Here is a 13,260-nt window from a genome sequence, read left to right on the forward strand (position 1 = left end):
TGCATCGAGAATCACAATTGGACCTCGTCTAATTGGCGCAAGACGATGCATGCACGCGAATCCTGGAAACAGAAAGCGCACGATTCGCCGGCTCAGTGAGCAGCGCACGTGCTGGTCAAAGTGAAGTCAAGGAGACGTTTCAGTGAATGATTATTCCGGGCGCGTGGTTGTCGTAACCGGTGCTGGTTCCGGCATGGGGCGAGCAATGGTTCGCGAGTTCGTTTCGAGAGGGGCGAACGTAGCCGCACTCGACATCAATCTCAAGAATGCCGTTGCCACCGTCGAAGCGTTGGCGAATCCGTCGATGGCGTACGCACATCAAGTGGACGTCAGCGACCCGCGTAGCGTCGAGGCCGCTGTCAAGGCGGTGATCGAGCGTTGGGGGCACATCGATCTTCTGTGCAATAACGCCGGCATTCTGGATGGACACGCGACGGCTCACGAGGTGAGCGTCGAAGAGTGGGACCGCGTCATTGCCGTTAACCTCACGGGACCGTTCCTGATGGCCCGAGCGGTCATTCCGCAGATGCTGAAGCAAGGCAAAGGGGCGATCGTGAACACGTCGTCCACCTCGGGCTTCAGTGCTGCGGGTGGCGGGACCGCCTACACGGCGTCCAAACACGGTGTGATCGGTCTGACTCGACAACTCACGTTCGAATACGGCGCGCGCGGCATTCGCGTCAATACGATTTGCCCGGGCGCAACCGCAACCCCGCTGGCGATGTCGGAGCACACGACGGCGAATTCGCCCGATATGGAGGCGGCCCTTCAGAAATTCCCGGCCCGCCGCTGGTGTCAGCCGGAAGAAATTGCCAAGCTCGCTGCGTATCTGGGCGGCGACGATGCCGACTTCGTGCATGGCAGCGAGTACGTGATGGACGGCGGCTGGCTTGCTGCTGCCCGGGATCCCTTCTGAGCGGGCGTTTGGCTACACGCGTGGCGCGGCGCAGGTGCCCGCGCCTGCACATGTCGGTGGAACAACAGGAGCTTGTGAATGTTTTCGAATCGTGAATGGCCGGAGACCGGCATCGAAGGTTTCAAGCGGGGCTTTCAGACGGTTGATGGCGTGCGGATGCATTATGTGAGCGGCGGCAAGGCGGACGGCGACGTGCTGGTTCTGATTTGCGGTTTCCCCCAAAGCTGGTATGCGTGGCGCAAGGTTTTGCCGCTGCTTGGGGATCGGTACCGTGTTATTGCTCCGGATCTTCCCGGGCAAGGTGACTCGGACCGTCCCGCGGGTACGCTCGACACGGTCAAGGCCGCCAGGCTCCTTCGTGGCCTGGTCGAGAAACTCGGTGTCGATCGACATGCACTTGTCGTACACGACATCGGTGGATGGGTCGGTTATCCCTATGCGGCGATGAATGGCGACAAGGTCACGGCCCTCGCGATCCTCGACACGGGTATCCCGGGCATCAGTCTTCCGGATACGCTGCCGTGGGCTTCCGACGTTGCGTGGCGGACGTGGCACGTCGCATTCCACAACATCCCGGATCTTCCCGAAGCGCTCTTGGCCGGCCGCGAGCACATCTATCTCGAGTGGTATTTGCAACGGAAGGCGGCAAACCCGCAGGTGTTCTCCCAAGCGGACTTCGAGGAATACCATCGCGTGTTCCTGACGAATGGCCTGAAAGGTGGCCTCGCTTACTACCGTGCTATCTCGGTGTCGGCCGAGCAGAATCGCGAATTGAGCGCGAAGGGCAAGCTCAAGATGCCGGTTCTTGCGGTCCGTGCAGATCAGGGATCAATGCCCGACCTGGTTCCGCAGCTGCAGCAGGTCGCGGCGGACGTTCGCGGCACGATGGTCGCTTCCGGACACTATATCCCGGAAGAGGCGCCCGAGGCGCTTGCAAAGGAACTCGAGAGTTTCTTCGGCTAGTACGAGCGGACAAGCCGGCGCCGCTTCTGACGATCCAGCCAGCGTCTGGAGAAATCCGTCGCCCGGTTCGAACGGGTATGGAGCGCGCGCCGCATGCTGCCTAGCGATGTCAGTGCGTCGTGGGCGCTGCACTCCGTTCGACGAGAGATTGTTGATCTTGAGACGGAAACGGCTGGTATCGAAGCAATTCGATAGTTTATTTGATCAGTATTCCTAGTGAAATTAACTTTGGTGATTTGGGGGGGGAATGAACAAAAAAGTCATTGCAGTCGCCGCACTGAGCATCGTAGCTTACTCGCAAGCAAAGGCTCAAAGTTCCGTGACGCTCTATGGGATCGTCGACACGGGTGTGGGCTATGTGCACAACAGCGGCGGACAGAGTTCGCAAGTAAGGATGTTGCCCAGCAATCTTTCGGCTTCCCTGTGGGGATTGAAGGGAACGGAGGATCTGGGTGGCGGGCTCTCGGCCATCTTTACAGTAGAGAGCGGCTTTGACGGCACGAACGGCGCGCTTGCGACACCGGGCAAGTTGTTCAGCCGACAAGCGTTCGTGGGCATTTCGAGCCAGTACGGCACCCTGACGTTCGGTCGTCAGTACGATCCGCTGACCGACCTCGAACAGCAGTTGACCGCCGATGTCTACAGCGGCTGGTTCGCTACGCCGGGTGACGTCGACAATTACGACTCGAGTGCTCGATTCAATAACGCCGTGAAATGGGTGAGTCCGTCGTGGGGCGGCGTTTCGGCCGAGGTCATGTATGCGCTCGGCGGCGTCGCTGGATCCACGGGGTCGGGGCAGACGTGGAGCGCAGCAGTTGGCTATCAAAGCACGTCGTTCAGCGTCGGCGGCGGCGTTCTCCACATCGACAACGGCAACGCGACGTTGGGCAATCGCGGCACTTCCTCGTCCGACTCGCTGTTTAATTCGCCGGTGAATGCGGCTTATGCGTCAGCCCGGTCGATCAATATCGCCCGGATCGGTGCCAATTACGTTGCGGGCCCGTTCACGGTGGGCGCGGCGTATGGCTATGCCCAGTATTCGGCCGATTCGGCATCGACGTTCACGGGGTCGGAGAAGTATCACAACGGTTCGGTCTTTGCCCAGTATCAAGTGACGCCTGCGTTCCTGCTCATCGCCGGCTACAACTACACGCGCGCACTGGGGGATTCGTCTGCCAAGTACCACCAGGTGAATATCGGGGCCGACTACAGCTTGAGCAAGCGCACCGACGTCTATGCGCTCGCAGGGTATCAGCATGCAAGCGGGCAGAACGGGCAAGGCGCCGCCGAGGCTTCCATCGGGTCGTACGGAATTGCGGCGGGCAAAGGTACTCAGGAAGTTGTAGCCGTCGGCCTGCGGCACAAGTTCTGAAGCAATCTGTATGAGGCGCCGCGGACCGATACGAGGGTGATTCCTTCGTGAGTTCCGCGGCGCCGCGTTGCTCATTTTCCTGACACGAAGGTATTGGGATTTCTGTATGCCGGCATCAACTCACTCCGATGATGATTACGCGTCCAGTCCGGTTCCTGAAGATGCAAGGACCGGTTGGCAGGGCATATTCTTCGCTACGTTAGGTATTGCGACCGCGCTTTTCTTTGCTCAGATTGCGTCGATCATTACCGTGAGGTTTGGCGTAGCAGCCGCGCTGATCGGACTGGCCTACGGATACTGCGTTTCGACATTCGTCGGTGTGCTGCTCGTTCGTCGATCCATTCAGACAGGGTTTGGCATCAATATCTGGGCCAGAACCGTGCTCGGATATCGTGGAGCGGGATTATTCAGCCTGGCCTACGGAGTGGCCTGCCTCACTTACTTCGTCGCAGAAGCCAACATCATGGGGGCTTCGCTACAGGCTCTCTTTCCGCAAGCTCCTCATGCGTTGATATACATCTGCCTTGTCTTCGTCATGTTGCCGCTCGTGTGGTCGGGCATGAAGGTTCTTGCAAGATTCCAGACGATGAGTCTGGTGCTGTTCGTTGTGTTTGTTGTGTGGGCGATAAGAAACGCGCTTGATGTTCCCGTGGCTGGCGCTCCGCTCCCGGAGATTCGGCTTGCGGCAGCCCCCTTCACCAGCCTGCTTGAAGTATTGGGCATCGTTAACGGTCTCGCCTTCATCATTGGTCTTGTGACGGCCGACTATGCAAGATTTGTGCGCAAACGGGAACTCCGAGCAGGGACGGTGTTTGTTGGCGCGTTGTTTCCAGCGTTCTGTTACGGGATCACCGGGATCTTGGGGATCTGGTTCGCTGTCCAGATGCGGGAAAGCAATCCTGGCGTCTATTTCGTTTCGTTGCTGGGTGCGGGGGGGATCATTTTCGCGTGTACGACGCAGCTCAGAATCAATCTCGGGAACATCTACTCAGGCACCGTTGCTTTCGTCAACGCACTCGAGCATCTATTTGGCGTTTCCGTCAGCAGAAGAGTCGTCATCGTTGCTTTCTGCGCGGTTGCGGCCGCTGTGCTGATTTCAGATGGTACGCACTTGCTCGCGAGTGCCCTGAACTATATCGGTATGTCCATGGCTTGCTTCGTCACGTTGCTTCTCGTCGATCAGTTCTGGGCTGGACGATCCCGAGATGTGCCCGATGTCATGCCTCAAGTGATCAAGAACTGGCGATGGACGGGATTGAGCTCATGCCTGATCGCAACCCTATGTGGAGTGTGCCTCGGTAACGCATCGCTCTTCCCATCGTTGTACCAGTGGGCGACACCGGTGTCGGTGCTTGTCCAGGTGATCCTCTTTGTTGGTATCGAATCGTACTGCAATCGACGAAGGGAACTGTCGTCACATGCTGCCTCGAGTTAGAGGGACCACTTGAGAAACGGACCTGTTTTCTGGAGCGCTAGGCTACCTGACGCCAGCAAAGGTCACTTTCGAGGAAGGTTTGAGAATGCGGAAGCGCTTTACGGACGAGCAAATCATCGGCTTCTTGAGAGAGGCCGAAGCTGGCGAGGCGGTCCAGTATCTGTGCAGGACGTACGGTTTCAGCGATACCTCCTTCTACTCGTGGCGGGCGAAGTTTGGTGGCAACGACGGCGTTGAATCGCAAAGGTTGAAGTACCTTGAGGGCGAGAATGATCGACTAAGGAAGCTATTGGCGGAGGCCTTGGCCAAGCAAGGGGCATCGGGTATCGCTAGAGACGATGTATAGATCGTCCACGTCGCCTGGGTCGTCGTCGTTCCGATGTCGTTGTGATTGGCGTCGAGCGATCCGGCGTGGACTTGAACAGATCATGATGCTTCACGCTTTGTCGATTGTAACCACCTCTGCGCTTCAATGTCGGGTTGGCGCGCAGACCTCAGTAGTGGACCCAACAGGGAACCGAGTCATGCGAAAGATATTCCTGCGATCGCTGCATAGCCGTCATCCGATTGACTCAGCGGAGGTCTCTGCTTGTCAGACGGATTCCGATGCTGGAATCCGTAACATTGAGTCAGACCGAAGCAGCTTCGTTACGTACTACAGCCTCGGACAAGTGGTTGCGCACCTGCGTTTCGACGCGCGGCATGGAGAGCAGAGTCCGGCCGAGCGTAGCCGAAAGTAAAAAAACCGGTCCAACTTCAGATCACGGCATGGAAGCGGCCACCGCGAGAGTACGCGGTGGAAACGCCACTGAACGTGCCAATTCGGCCCCGATCTCTCGTCAGTACCTTTGACGAAGCTGTCGAAACCATGGCGTGTCAAGCTGATGGTATTGCGAAAGCTTGCAGGCTCAGCGGGCCGCGTGCGTTCGTATGGTGCCTGGAGCGGGGCGCAAGTCGTTTCGACGGCCTGGTTGAGGGCGGCGTCGGTTCGCCCCGCCTGCAACTGAACTGCAATGGACCGCACGCATCAGACTTCGCTTCCACGAGGCGGGACTGCAACGGTCAATCCGCGGTTATCGAGTGCAGAAACGACGCGACTTGTGACCGCGTATTCAATCCGAGCTTTGCCAGCACCCTTCCCACGTGCGTTTTGACCGTCACCAGCTCGATCTGGCATTCGTGGCAAATCTCCTTGTTGGAAAGTCCACTCGCAATCAAGTTGGCGACCGCTAGCTCGCGGGCTGTCAATAGATGGTGCTCGGTGAGTTTCCGATTGCGTCGATGGGTTTTTATTGAATCCAATCCGAGCAGGTTGTACTGGATATAGCTATGCATTTCCTGGAGTACGGATTCATTGTCGAGCGTTTTGTCGTGTCTGCCTTTTAGAACATTGAGAAAAGCGATGGCTCGGTTGTCCTGCCAAAAGACAAAGGCGGCCTCGTCTACGAACCCGTACCGCGCCATAAACTGTGCGTATGGGATGTGGCAATCTCTAAATCTATTGTCTGCGATCTTTCTTAGAGTAACGACCGAAGATCTGTTTGATAAAAGGAAGTCGGGGGAAATCGGATCGAACTCTCTGAAGTCTCGGTAATAGTCGCGAATCATCACGTCGCCGAGGCCGTGTTCCGTGCACGGTGGGATCTTCTGGGTAGCGTCAAACCAGGTAAAGATTGCGGCAGACGATTCCAGAAGGGTTTGAGAAAACGCAATGGTCCGCTTGGCGAAGTCCTTGCAATCGTCGTTCAGGTGATATCGCATGGTTTATCCAAGTGGAATAGACAAAGGATCCTTTTCCGAACCTGTCTGACGGAGGCTGGAACGCTGGCGGCCTACGCGAAAAGGCTGCTAGCGCGATGTTCAACGATTGGACGCAAGAACCGAGCCAAGGCGACTGGCGGGTCACACGCTCCCGTATATGGCGACGGTGGCGACGAATCCGGCCAAGTGCCAGGGTGCCGTAGAGGTAGACTCACGATCTGGAAGCGCGTCATTGCACGTTGGTCGTGCATGGCGCACCACGCGCGATCGGCGCTCCATCTTGAAGCGACGCATAGATACTTTCGGAGGATGTTGGCCAGAAATTCGCTGAATATAGTTCGGCTACCAAGTCAACGGGTTCTGCGGTACGCGCATCACAGTGCAATACCGAGAGAACCGCGCACAGAAAAGAGGTGGCTCGAATGAAGACAAGCGGTTACAGGGCGATTGCAGAGAAGGGAAATAAACTTACCGGGAATATGGGCGCCTTTGGTCTTGCGCTGAGCGTTCTGGCTTTTTCGGCCCCTCTCACGACCGTATCGGGATATGTGCCGGTCGCGTTGATGTATGGCGGTGCAGCCAGCCCTACCATCTTCATCGCGACGATGGTTCTGCTGATGCTGTTCTCGCTGGGGTATCTGACACTCAACCATGCTGCGAAGCGACCGGGCGACTTCTACGCATTCATCACGCATGGATTGGGCAAGAGTGCCGGGCTTGGAGCCGGATTGCTCGCCACGATTACGTACTTCATCATCCTTGCCGGTGTTCCGGCGTATTTTGGCGTTGCGTCCGCTGATCTGCAGCGGACGCTCACGGGATGGGCATTCCCCTGGTACTACTTTACGCTCGCATGCTGGCTTGCCATCGCGATTTTCGGATATCTGCACATCGAAGTATCCGCGAAGTTCCTGACTTGGGTAATGGTCGCCGAAGTCATCGTTTGCATCGCGTTCTGCACTGGAGTTATTGGCAGCAATCCCGCAAGCGACTTGCCACCGAACGCCATTTTTTCCCCATCCGGATTGTTCAACGCGAACAGCCCGTTTGCCATGCTGTTTGCCGTCTCTTTCTTTATGGGGTTCGAGGCGACAGCATTGTTCCGTGATGAGGTGCGCGACCCGGATAGAACCATTCCGCGAGCAACTTATGGTGCGGTTATCTTCATCGGTCTGTTGTATACGTTCTGCGCATATGCACTGATTCGCGTGTATGGACACGACGTGATCTCCGTCGCAACGCAATCGCCCGCCACCATGTTTCAGAATGCCTTCGACAAATTCGTCAGTGCGCGGATGCGCACGCCGGTCGCGATCCTGGTTTTGACCTCGGCGTTTGCGTCCAGCTTGTCCATTCATAACGTGCTGACGCGTTATCTTCACAACCTCGGCATCGACGGCGCATTTCCGCAGTACCTGAGTGCGATCCATCCGAAGCATTTGTCACCGCACCGCTCGTCCGTTACGGTTTCGACGCTGACGCTGCTTGTTCTTCTGCCGTTCATCGTGACCGGGGCCCAACCGGAATTGCTTTACGGTCGACTGTCTGGCGTCGGTACCGCAGGAGGACTGATCCTTATGACCGTCGTGAATGTTTCATGTCTCGTCTGGTATTTCCGCGAGGGGCGGTTCATCGGTGCAGGCGTTTTCAAAGCGTGTGTTGCGCCCGGCATCTCCGCAGTCCTGTTTGTTGCGCTCGTCGTCCTCGTTGGCAAGCACTTCGAGCTTCTCGTTGGCGGCGAACCGGGCCAAAGCACGTGGATGCTCTATAGCCTGTGCGCAGTGCAGATTTTCGGGATGGCATTGGCCGTTTATTTCAGGAAGGCCAAGCCGGAAGTGTTCCGGCGGTTGGGGCGCAATCGTGACGTCGAGCCGCGAGATGGTGGCACGGACGACGAGGCCGTTCTCGCCGTCACGCAATGACATATCCATGCTTCGGATGTGAATCTCGATAGCTTCGGCTTCAGTCGCGAAGCAACTCGGCATCCGATTCATCTCCGTTTCAAGAGACCAGTCCAGGTACGTTCATGCGCATCATTAATCCATCCATTGCCGTTGTGGGAAGCGGACCGTCCGGGTGCTACCTGGCTCAATCGTTGATAAAGGTTTGGCCGGATTCTGCAGTGTCGGTGTTTGAATCGGAGCCGGTACCATTCGGTCTGTTGCGTTACGGCATCGCGGCCGATCATCAGGGTTCGAAATCCGTGGCGATGCAGTTCGATCGTCTGTTTAGACGCGATGGGGTCAATTTTTTCGGGAATGTAACTATCGGAAAAGACCTGTCGTTTGAGCGATTGACAGAGAGTTTCGACATTGTGGCGCTCGCGACTGGTTTGGCAACGGATTCGGTACTTCCGGTTCCACAACACCCGAAAGCAAACGTCGTTGGGGCAGGCGAAATACTGCGGGCGCTGAACGGCTATCCCGAGCCTCGGTTGCCCCATGACAGAGGGCGATTTTGCTCCTTGGGTGAATCGTTGGCGATTGTCGGGCACGGGAACGTCGCCATAGACGTTGCCCGGTTGCTGGCCAAACGCATCGAGCAATTCGATAACTCCGATATCGACGACGAGCGGCTATCGATGCTTCGCTCGAATCATCTCGAGCGGATTCATCTTGTCGGAAGATCCAGCGCAGGCGACGCGAAATTTGACCTTGCCATGCTGCGTGAACTTTGTGATCTGGGACATGTAAAGGTATCTGCATCGGGTCTTTCGGACGACGATCAGAGCGAAAAGGCACAAGTGCTGCGGAATGCCGCGAGGCGCATCGTATATGCCAAACCGCTGGTGGAAATTGTTTTCCACTTCGAATGTACGCCGGTGCAGGTCGACGCACTGCTGACGAAAAGCGTTTTGCGCGGACACTCGAAAGCGGAAGGTATCGTGAGTTTTCACGTCGACACGATCGTTACTGCGATTGGTTTTACGAACGAGGTCGGCGATATCGGCGCGCGATGCGGGCCGTGGCGTTCGTTCAATGTATTCGAGGTCGGTTGGGCGAAGAACGGCGGAAAGGGCGGGGTTGCCGCGAATCGCAGAGACGCACAAGCCGTGGCCGCGCAGATCGTTGCGATGGTGCAAGACGGAGCGCTGCCGATCGGCCGGCCTGGACTGGCCGCGCTCGGAGACCAGTTTCCAGCCGATTTCGTGAATTACGCCGGCTGGCTGGAGGTGGACCGGTATGAACGGGATGCGGCGGGGCCGAACAGGCTCCGCAAGAAAATTGCAGATCGCAGGCGCCTGCTGGAAGTGGCAAGGCAGATCGTGAGCGTGGGGTAATCGTCTAAATATGAGCAAAAAGAAATGAATGCATCGATTCTGATTCTGTTTGGCACGGAGAGCGGTAACGCAGAGATGGTTGCCGATGATATTGCGATGTGCTTCGCCGAGAAAGATATGCCGAGCGTCGTCAAATCGATGGCGGATCAAGCCGTGGACGAACTGGAGGCTGTCAGTTTCGCGATCGTTGTTACTTCTACGTACGGCGAGGGCGATATGCCGGAGACGACCGAGCCGTTCTATCGCGCGCTCATCGCGAAGCGTCCCGATCTGGCTTCGATGAGATTTGCCGCGTTTGGGCTCGGGGATTCCAGCTACGAGAATTACAACCGTGCAATCGATCTATTGACTGAGATGCTCGCTTCGTGCGGCGCCACGCAAATTGGCGAAACGGGACGACACAATGCATCGAAAGGCATGCCTGCAAACCAGATGGCGGTGGCATGGTCCCAGGGCATCCTTTCGATTTTGGGCAAATAAGGGGGTTTCGATGAAAAATCAAACGGGCGATTTCATGAACGATCCTTACCTTCCGTGGGCGGACCTCGCGTTTCGCGACAACCCGTATCCGTGGTATGAGCGATTGCAACGCGAGGCACCGGTGTATCGGATTAGCGAACGTGAGTTCGTCGTCTCGAAGTATTCCGACTATGTGGAGTTTGCCAAGCATCCAGCGATGAGCATGGAGGAGCCGAACTGGGTGAAACCCCATCCGTGGCACGTGTTCAAGGAAAGTGTGCTGTTCTACGACCCGCCACGGCAGACGCTATTGCGGCGGCACTTCAACAAGTGGTTCACGCCGAAGATGGTCGCGGAGTGGGCGAAGCATACAAAGGCGCTTGTGAGCGACGCACTGGACAATATCCCGCAAGATGGCATTGTCGAGGCTCATCACACTATTTGTGTCGTACCCACCCACGTCACGATGTGCCGCATCTTCGACATACCGGAAGACGACATCGAAGGTGTGATGGAGAACGGGTTGCGTATTGTCATGGCTCAGTCTCCGGCTTCAACGAAGGCGCAGCTGGACGATGCGGTAGAGGGGTTCAAGTATCTGTTCGACCGGTGCAACGCGTTTGTTGCCGAGAAGCGCCGAAATCCTGGAAACGGTCTTGCGGACGCACTAATCGAGGCACAAGCGCGAGGCGAACTATCCGAGGCTGAAGTCGTCCAGGCCATGGTCAATTTTTTCTTCTCCGGTGCACCTAATCCGGCTTACGTGCTCGCGTCGACGTTGGAGCATTTCACGCGCGAGCCTGAACTCTTCGACCTCTACAAAGCCGATCGCGAAAACCGCCAGGCGATGATCAACGAATTCTTGCGTCTGTATCCGCCAGAGATGTCCTTCACTCGGTACAACAAAGCCGCGGTTACGATCAGAGGCACGGTGATCCCGGAAAATAGCGTCATTCGCTTCATGACTGCGGCAGTCAATCGGGATCCTGATGTGTTCGAGGATCCGAACACATTCGACCATACTCGTTCGATGCGTGAAAGCCAGATGCTGTCGTTCGGCATCGGAACACACAGCTGCGCGGGGCAATTGATCAGCCGTGTCGAGATCGAGGTGATCTTGTCAGCCATAGCGGAACGCTATTCACGCGTGGAGCTCGCCGGCTCTCCCGCGGTTCAGCACGACGATCGCATTCGCAACTATTTGACTTTGCCGTTGCGCTTTTCCTGAAGCGACCGAGGACGGGAAACGGGGGATGCGCGCTGATCGGGGGTATTCCGGATTAGCGCTCAAGGAGCGTCTCGCGAGCAACAACTGCTCGGGGCGCTCCCTTCATTCCGCTATCGGCGACCCGCCCGGTGTCGTCATGCGTACGCTGTCGACCGTATCGTCCGTTGCTTCCATCATTCCACATCCGCGCTCCGATAGCATGCCTTCCAAAAGCCGCTCGTCCGGGAAGTTTCCCGGCGATGTCCCAACCTCACGACATCAATGGTTCGCCGTATTTGCCGTCGCGGTCAGCGCATTTGCGTTCGTCACTTGCGAATTTCTACCGGTCGGCCTTCTGGCGCACATCGCTCTGGATCTGCATGTCACGTCCGGGACGGCAGGCTTGATGATGACTTTGCCCGGTGTGATGGCTGCCTTGGCCGCGCCGACCTCGGTGGTTGTTGCTGGAAAATGGGATCGCAGGTACATACTTTTGATATTAACCGGATTGCTGACGTGCTCAAGCTTCGTCAGTGCGTACTCGACGAACTTCACGACGATGCTTGCCGGCAGGGCACTGTTGGGGATCGCATTGGGAGGGTTCTGGACGCTCGCGACCGCGGCGGCGGGGCGCATGGTGCAAGCCCGGGATACGGCGCGTGCGATCGCATGCATCCTGGGCGGGGTTGCATCGGCTACTGTCATTGGTGTGCCGCTCGGGACCCTGATCGCTACGCTCGCGTCCTGGCGGGAATCGTTCGTTGCGACCGGTGTCCTCGCAACGGTAGCGCTCTTTGCGCAGGTCGCCTTCGTGCCGAAGCTGACAGCTGAAACCACCGTGGGCGTTCAGGACTTCATTTCGCTGCTGCGCCGGCCGCACGTGCGTCTGAGTCTGATGATGGTGGCGTTCGTATTCGGCGCGCATTTTTCCGCCTATACGTACCTGGAACCTCGTCTCGGAGAGGACTTTTCGGTATCGGAGATTTCAAGCCTGCTGATGGTGTTTGGTATTGTCGGCTTCATGTCGAACGTGACGCTTTCGGCGGTGATGGATGGCCACGTGAAAGTCGCCACCGCGATCGCGACGGCTCTGCTGTTCTTCGCATTGTTGCTGATGGTGGTACTGGATCATGCGCGAATCGGCGAGGCCGCAGCATTGTCGCTCTGGGGCGTAGCGTTCGGTGCAATCCCGTTGTGCTTCAGCATCTGGACTCAGCACGATGCCGCTGACTGCCCCGAAGTCGGTTCGGCGCTCTTCATTTGCGTTGTTCAAGTCGCCATCGCGATTGGGTCCGCCGTGGGAGGGCTGATCGTCGATCATATGGGCATACGAGCAGATTTCTCTATCGGGTGTATTTCCTCCGTGCTCGGGTTGGTGACCCTATGCACACTGAAGGCCCCATCGTGCGGGCAGCGGGCGTTTTTGCCTGCTACGGGTAGAACCGTAGTCGGCCAACATCCTGGCTCGTCACGCCGAGATAGCCCGCCAGTCTCTGAATAATCGCCATCCAATCCAACGATTCGCCTAACCATTTCCCGCTTCAGATCGCGGTCTGGAGTTGATGGGGTCGTGCGACATGGTGTCCCCACCGCAACCGCGAGGACGTACTTGCCGCGATCGGGGAATACGAACTCGCCGCCATCGTGACCGTTATGAAAGTGCAGCGTTGAAAGACCATCACGGTTCGAAGCGAAGCCTCGCTTCTCGGCCTTCGTCCCCCGGATGCTGATCGCTGACCCTTTGCAACTTCATTTACGTGCCACGTAGCGACCGCCGCAGCGTGTGGAGTAGCTGCAGCTTCGACATCGGCGTGCGTCTTCATGCTGCAGCGCACTCACGCGTAAACACGGAGTTTTGCGTCTTGCA

At 57.3% G+C, this 13,260-nt stretch carries 10 protein-coding genes and 1 pseudogene; 10 read left to right on the forward strand and 1 reads right to left on the reverse strand.

All coding sequences use genetic code 11. The annotated features are described in order from the left end of the window. Positions 1-142 precede the first annotated feature (142 nt). The 5 genes and pseudogenes from GJG85_RS29665 to GJG85_RS29685 form a co-directional block, all read left to right on the forward strand. Entirely contained in the window at positions 143-916 is a 774-nt protein-coding gene (locus tag GJG85_RS29665) for an SDR family oxidoreductase (protein WP_048985709.1), read from the forward strand. 78 nt (positions 917-994) lie between these two features. Continuing rightward, positions 995-1,879, forward strand: coding sequence for an alpha/beta fold hydrolase (locus GJG85_RS29670; RefSeq protein ID WP_089489203.1), 885 nt, complete (start codon positions 995-997; stop codon positions 1,877-1,879). 247 nt (positions 1,880-2,126) lie between these two features. After that, positions 2,127-3,251, forward strand: coding sequence for a porin (locus GJG85_RS29675; protein WP_050011200.1), 1,125 nt, complete (start codon positions 2,127-2,129; stop codon positions 3,249-3,251). Positions 3,252-3,357: 106 nt separating this feature from the next. Beyond that, the gene (locus GJG85_RS29680) at positions 3,358-4,686 is read left to right on the forward strand and encodes a hypothetical protein (RefSeq protein WP_204384164.1); all 1,329 of its coding nucleotides are present in this window, start codon (positions 3,358-3,360) and stop codon (positions 4,684-4,686) included. 85 nt (positions 4,687-4,771) lie between these two features. Further along, positions 4,772-4,990: pseudogene (locus tag GJG85_RS29685) on the forward strand (transposase); the annotation flags it as partial. Positions 4,991-5,748: 758 nt separating this feature from the next. Here the strand turns inward: GJG85_RS29685 and GJG85_RS29690 are convergent. Next, positions 5,749-6,447, reverse strand: a complete 699-nt coding sequence (locus tag GJG85_RS29690) for a LuxR C-terminal-related transcriptional regulator (protein ID WP_204384166.1) — start codon at positions 6,445-6,447, stop codon at positions 5,749-5,751. Between the two features lie 422 nt (positions 6,448-6,869). Between GJG85_RS29690 and GJG85_RS29695 the strand changes: the two genes are divergently transcribed. The 5 genes from GJG85_RS29695 to GJG85_RS29715 all read left to right on the forward strand — a co-directional run bounded on the left by GJG85_RS29695 (position 6,870) and on the right by GJG85_RS29715 (position 12,894). Further along, positions 6,870-8,369: an APC family permease gene (locus tag GJG85_RS29695; RefSeq protein ID WP_204384167.1), complete on the forward strand. Its 1,500-nt coding sequence runs from the start codon at positions 6,870-6,872 to the stop codon at positions 8,367-8,369. 104 nt (positions 8,370-8,473) lie between these two features. Beyond that, positions 8,474-9,727, forward strand: coding sequence for a hypothetical protein (locus tag GJG85_RS29700; protein WP_063772873.1), 1,254 nt, complete (start codon positions 8,474-8,476; stop codon positions 9,725-9,727). A 24-nt stretch (positions 9,728-9,751) separates the two neighbouring features. Continuing rightward, the gene (locus tag GJG85_RS29705) at positions 9,752-10,207 is read left to right on the forward strand and encodes a flavodoxin domain-containing protein (RefSeq protein WP_050011195.1); all 456 of its coding nucleotides are present in this window, start codon (positions 9,752-9,754) and stop codon (positions 10,205-10,207) included. 10 nt (positions 10,208-10,217) lie between these two features. Beyond that, positions 10,218-11,414: a cytochrome P450 gene (locus tag GJG85_RS29710; RefSeq protein ID WP_185731861.1), complete on the forward strand. Its 1,197-nt coding sequence runs from the start codon at positions 10,218-10,220 to the stop codon at positions 11,412-11,414. A gap of 25 nt (positions 11,415-11,439) precedes the next feature. Beyond that, the gene (locus tag GJG85_RS29715) at positions 11,440-12,894 is read left to right on the forward strand and encodes an MFS transporter (RefSeq protein ID WP_124630498.1); all 1,455 of its coding nucleotides are present in this window, start codon (positions 11,440-11,442) and stop codon (positions 12,892-12,894) included. Positions 12,895-13,260: the final 366 nt, after the last annotated feature.

The sequence above is a fragment of the Burkholderia sp. MS389 genome (assembly GCF_016899425.1).
In the GTDB taxonomy this organism is placed as follows: Bacteria; Pseudomonadota; Gammaproteobacteria; order Burkholderiales; family Burkholderiaceae; genus Burkholderia; species Burkholderia sola.

What these genes read in the sequence shown, in the direction of transcription:
- GJG85_RS29670 (WP_089489203.1), top strand. Translation starts at nt 995, where the DNA reads ATGTTTTCGAATCGTGAATGGCCGGAGACCGGCATCGAAGGTTTCAAG.
- GJG85_RS29675 (WP_050011200.1), top strand. Translation starts at nt 2,127, where the DNA reads ATGAACAAAAAAGTCATTGCAGTCGCCGCACTGAGCATCGTAGCTTAC.
- GJG85_RS29680 (WP_204384164.1), top strand. Translation starts at nt 3,358, where the DNA reads ATGCCGGCATCAACTCACTCCGATGATGATTACGCGTCCAGTCCGGTT.
- GJG85_RS29690 (WP_204384166.1), bottom strand. Translation starts at nt 6,447, where the DNA reads ATGCGATATCACCTGAACGACGATTGCAAGGACTTCGCCAAGCGGACC.
- GJG85_RS29695 (WP_204384167.1), top strand. Translation starts at nt 6,870, where the DNA reads ATGAAGACAAGCGGTTACAGGGCGATTGCAGAGAAGGGAAATAAACTT.
- GJG85_RS29700 (WP_063772873.1), top strand. Translation starts at nt 8,474, where the DNA reads ATGCGCATCATTAATCCATCCATTGCCGTTGTGGGAAGCGGACCGTCC.
- GJG85_RS29705 (WP_050011195.1), top strand. Translation starts at nt 9,752, where the DNA reads ATGAATGCATCGATTCTGATTCTGTTTGGCACGGAGAGCGGTAACGCA.
- GJG85_RS29710 (WP_185731861.1), top strand. Translation starts at nt 10,218, where the DNA reads ATGAAAAATCAAACGGGCGATTTCATGAACGATCCTTACCTTCCGTGG.
- GJG85_RS29715 (WP_124630498.1), top strand. Translation starts at nt 11,440, where the DNA reads ATGCGCGCTGATCGGGGGTATTCCGGATTAGCGCTCAAGGAGCGTCTC.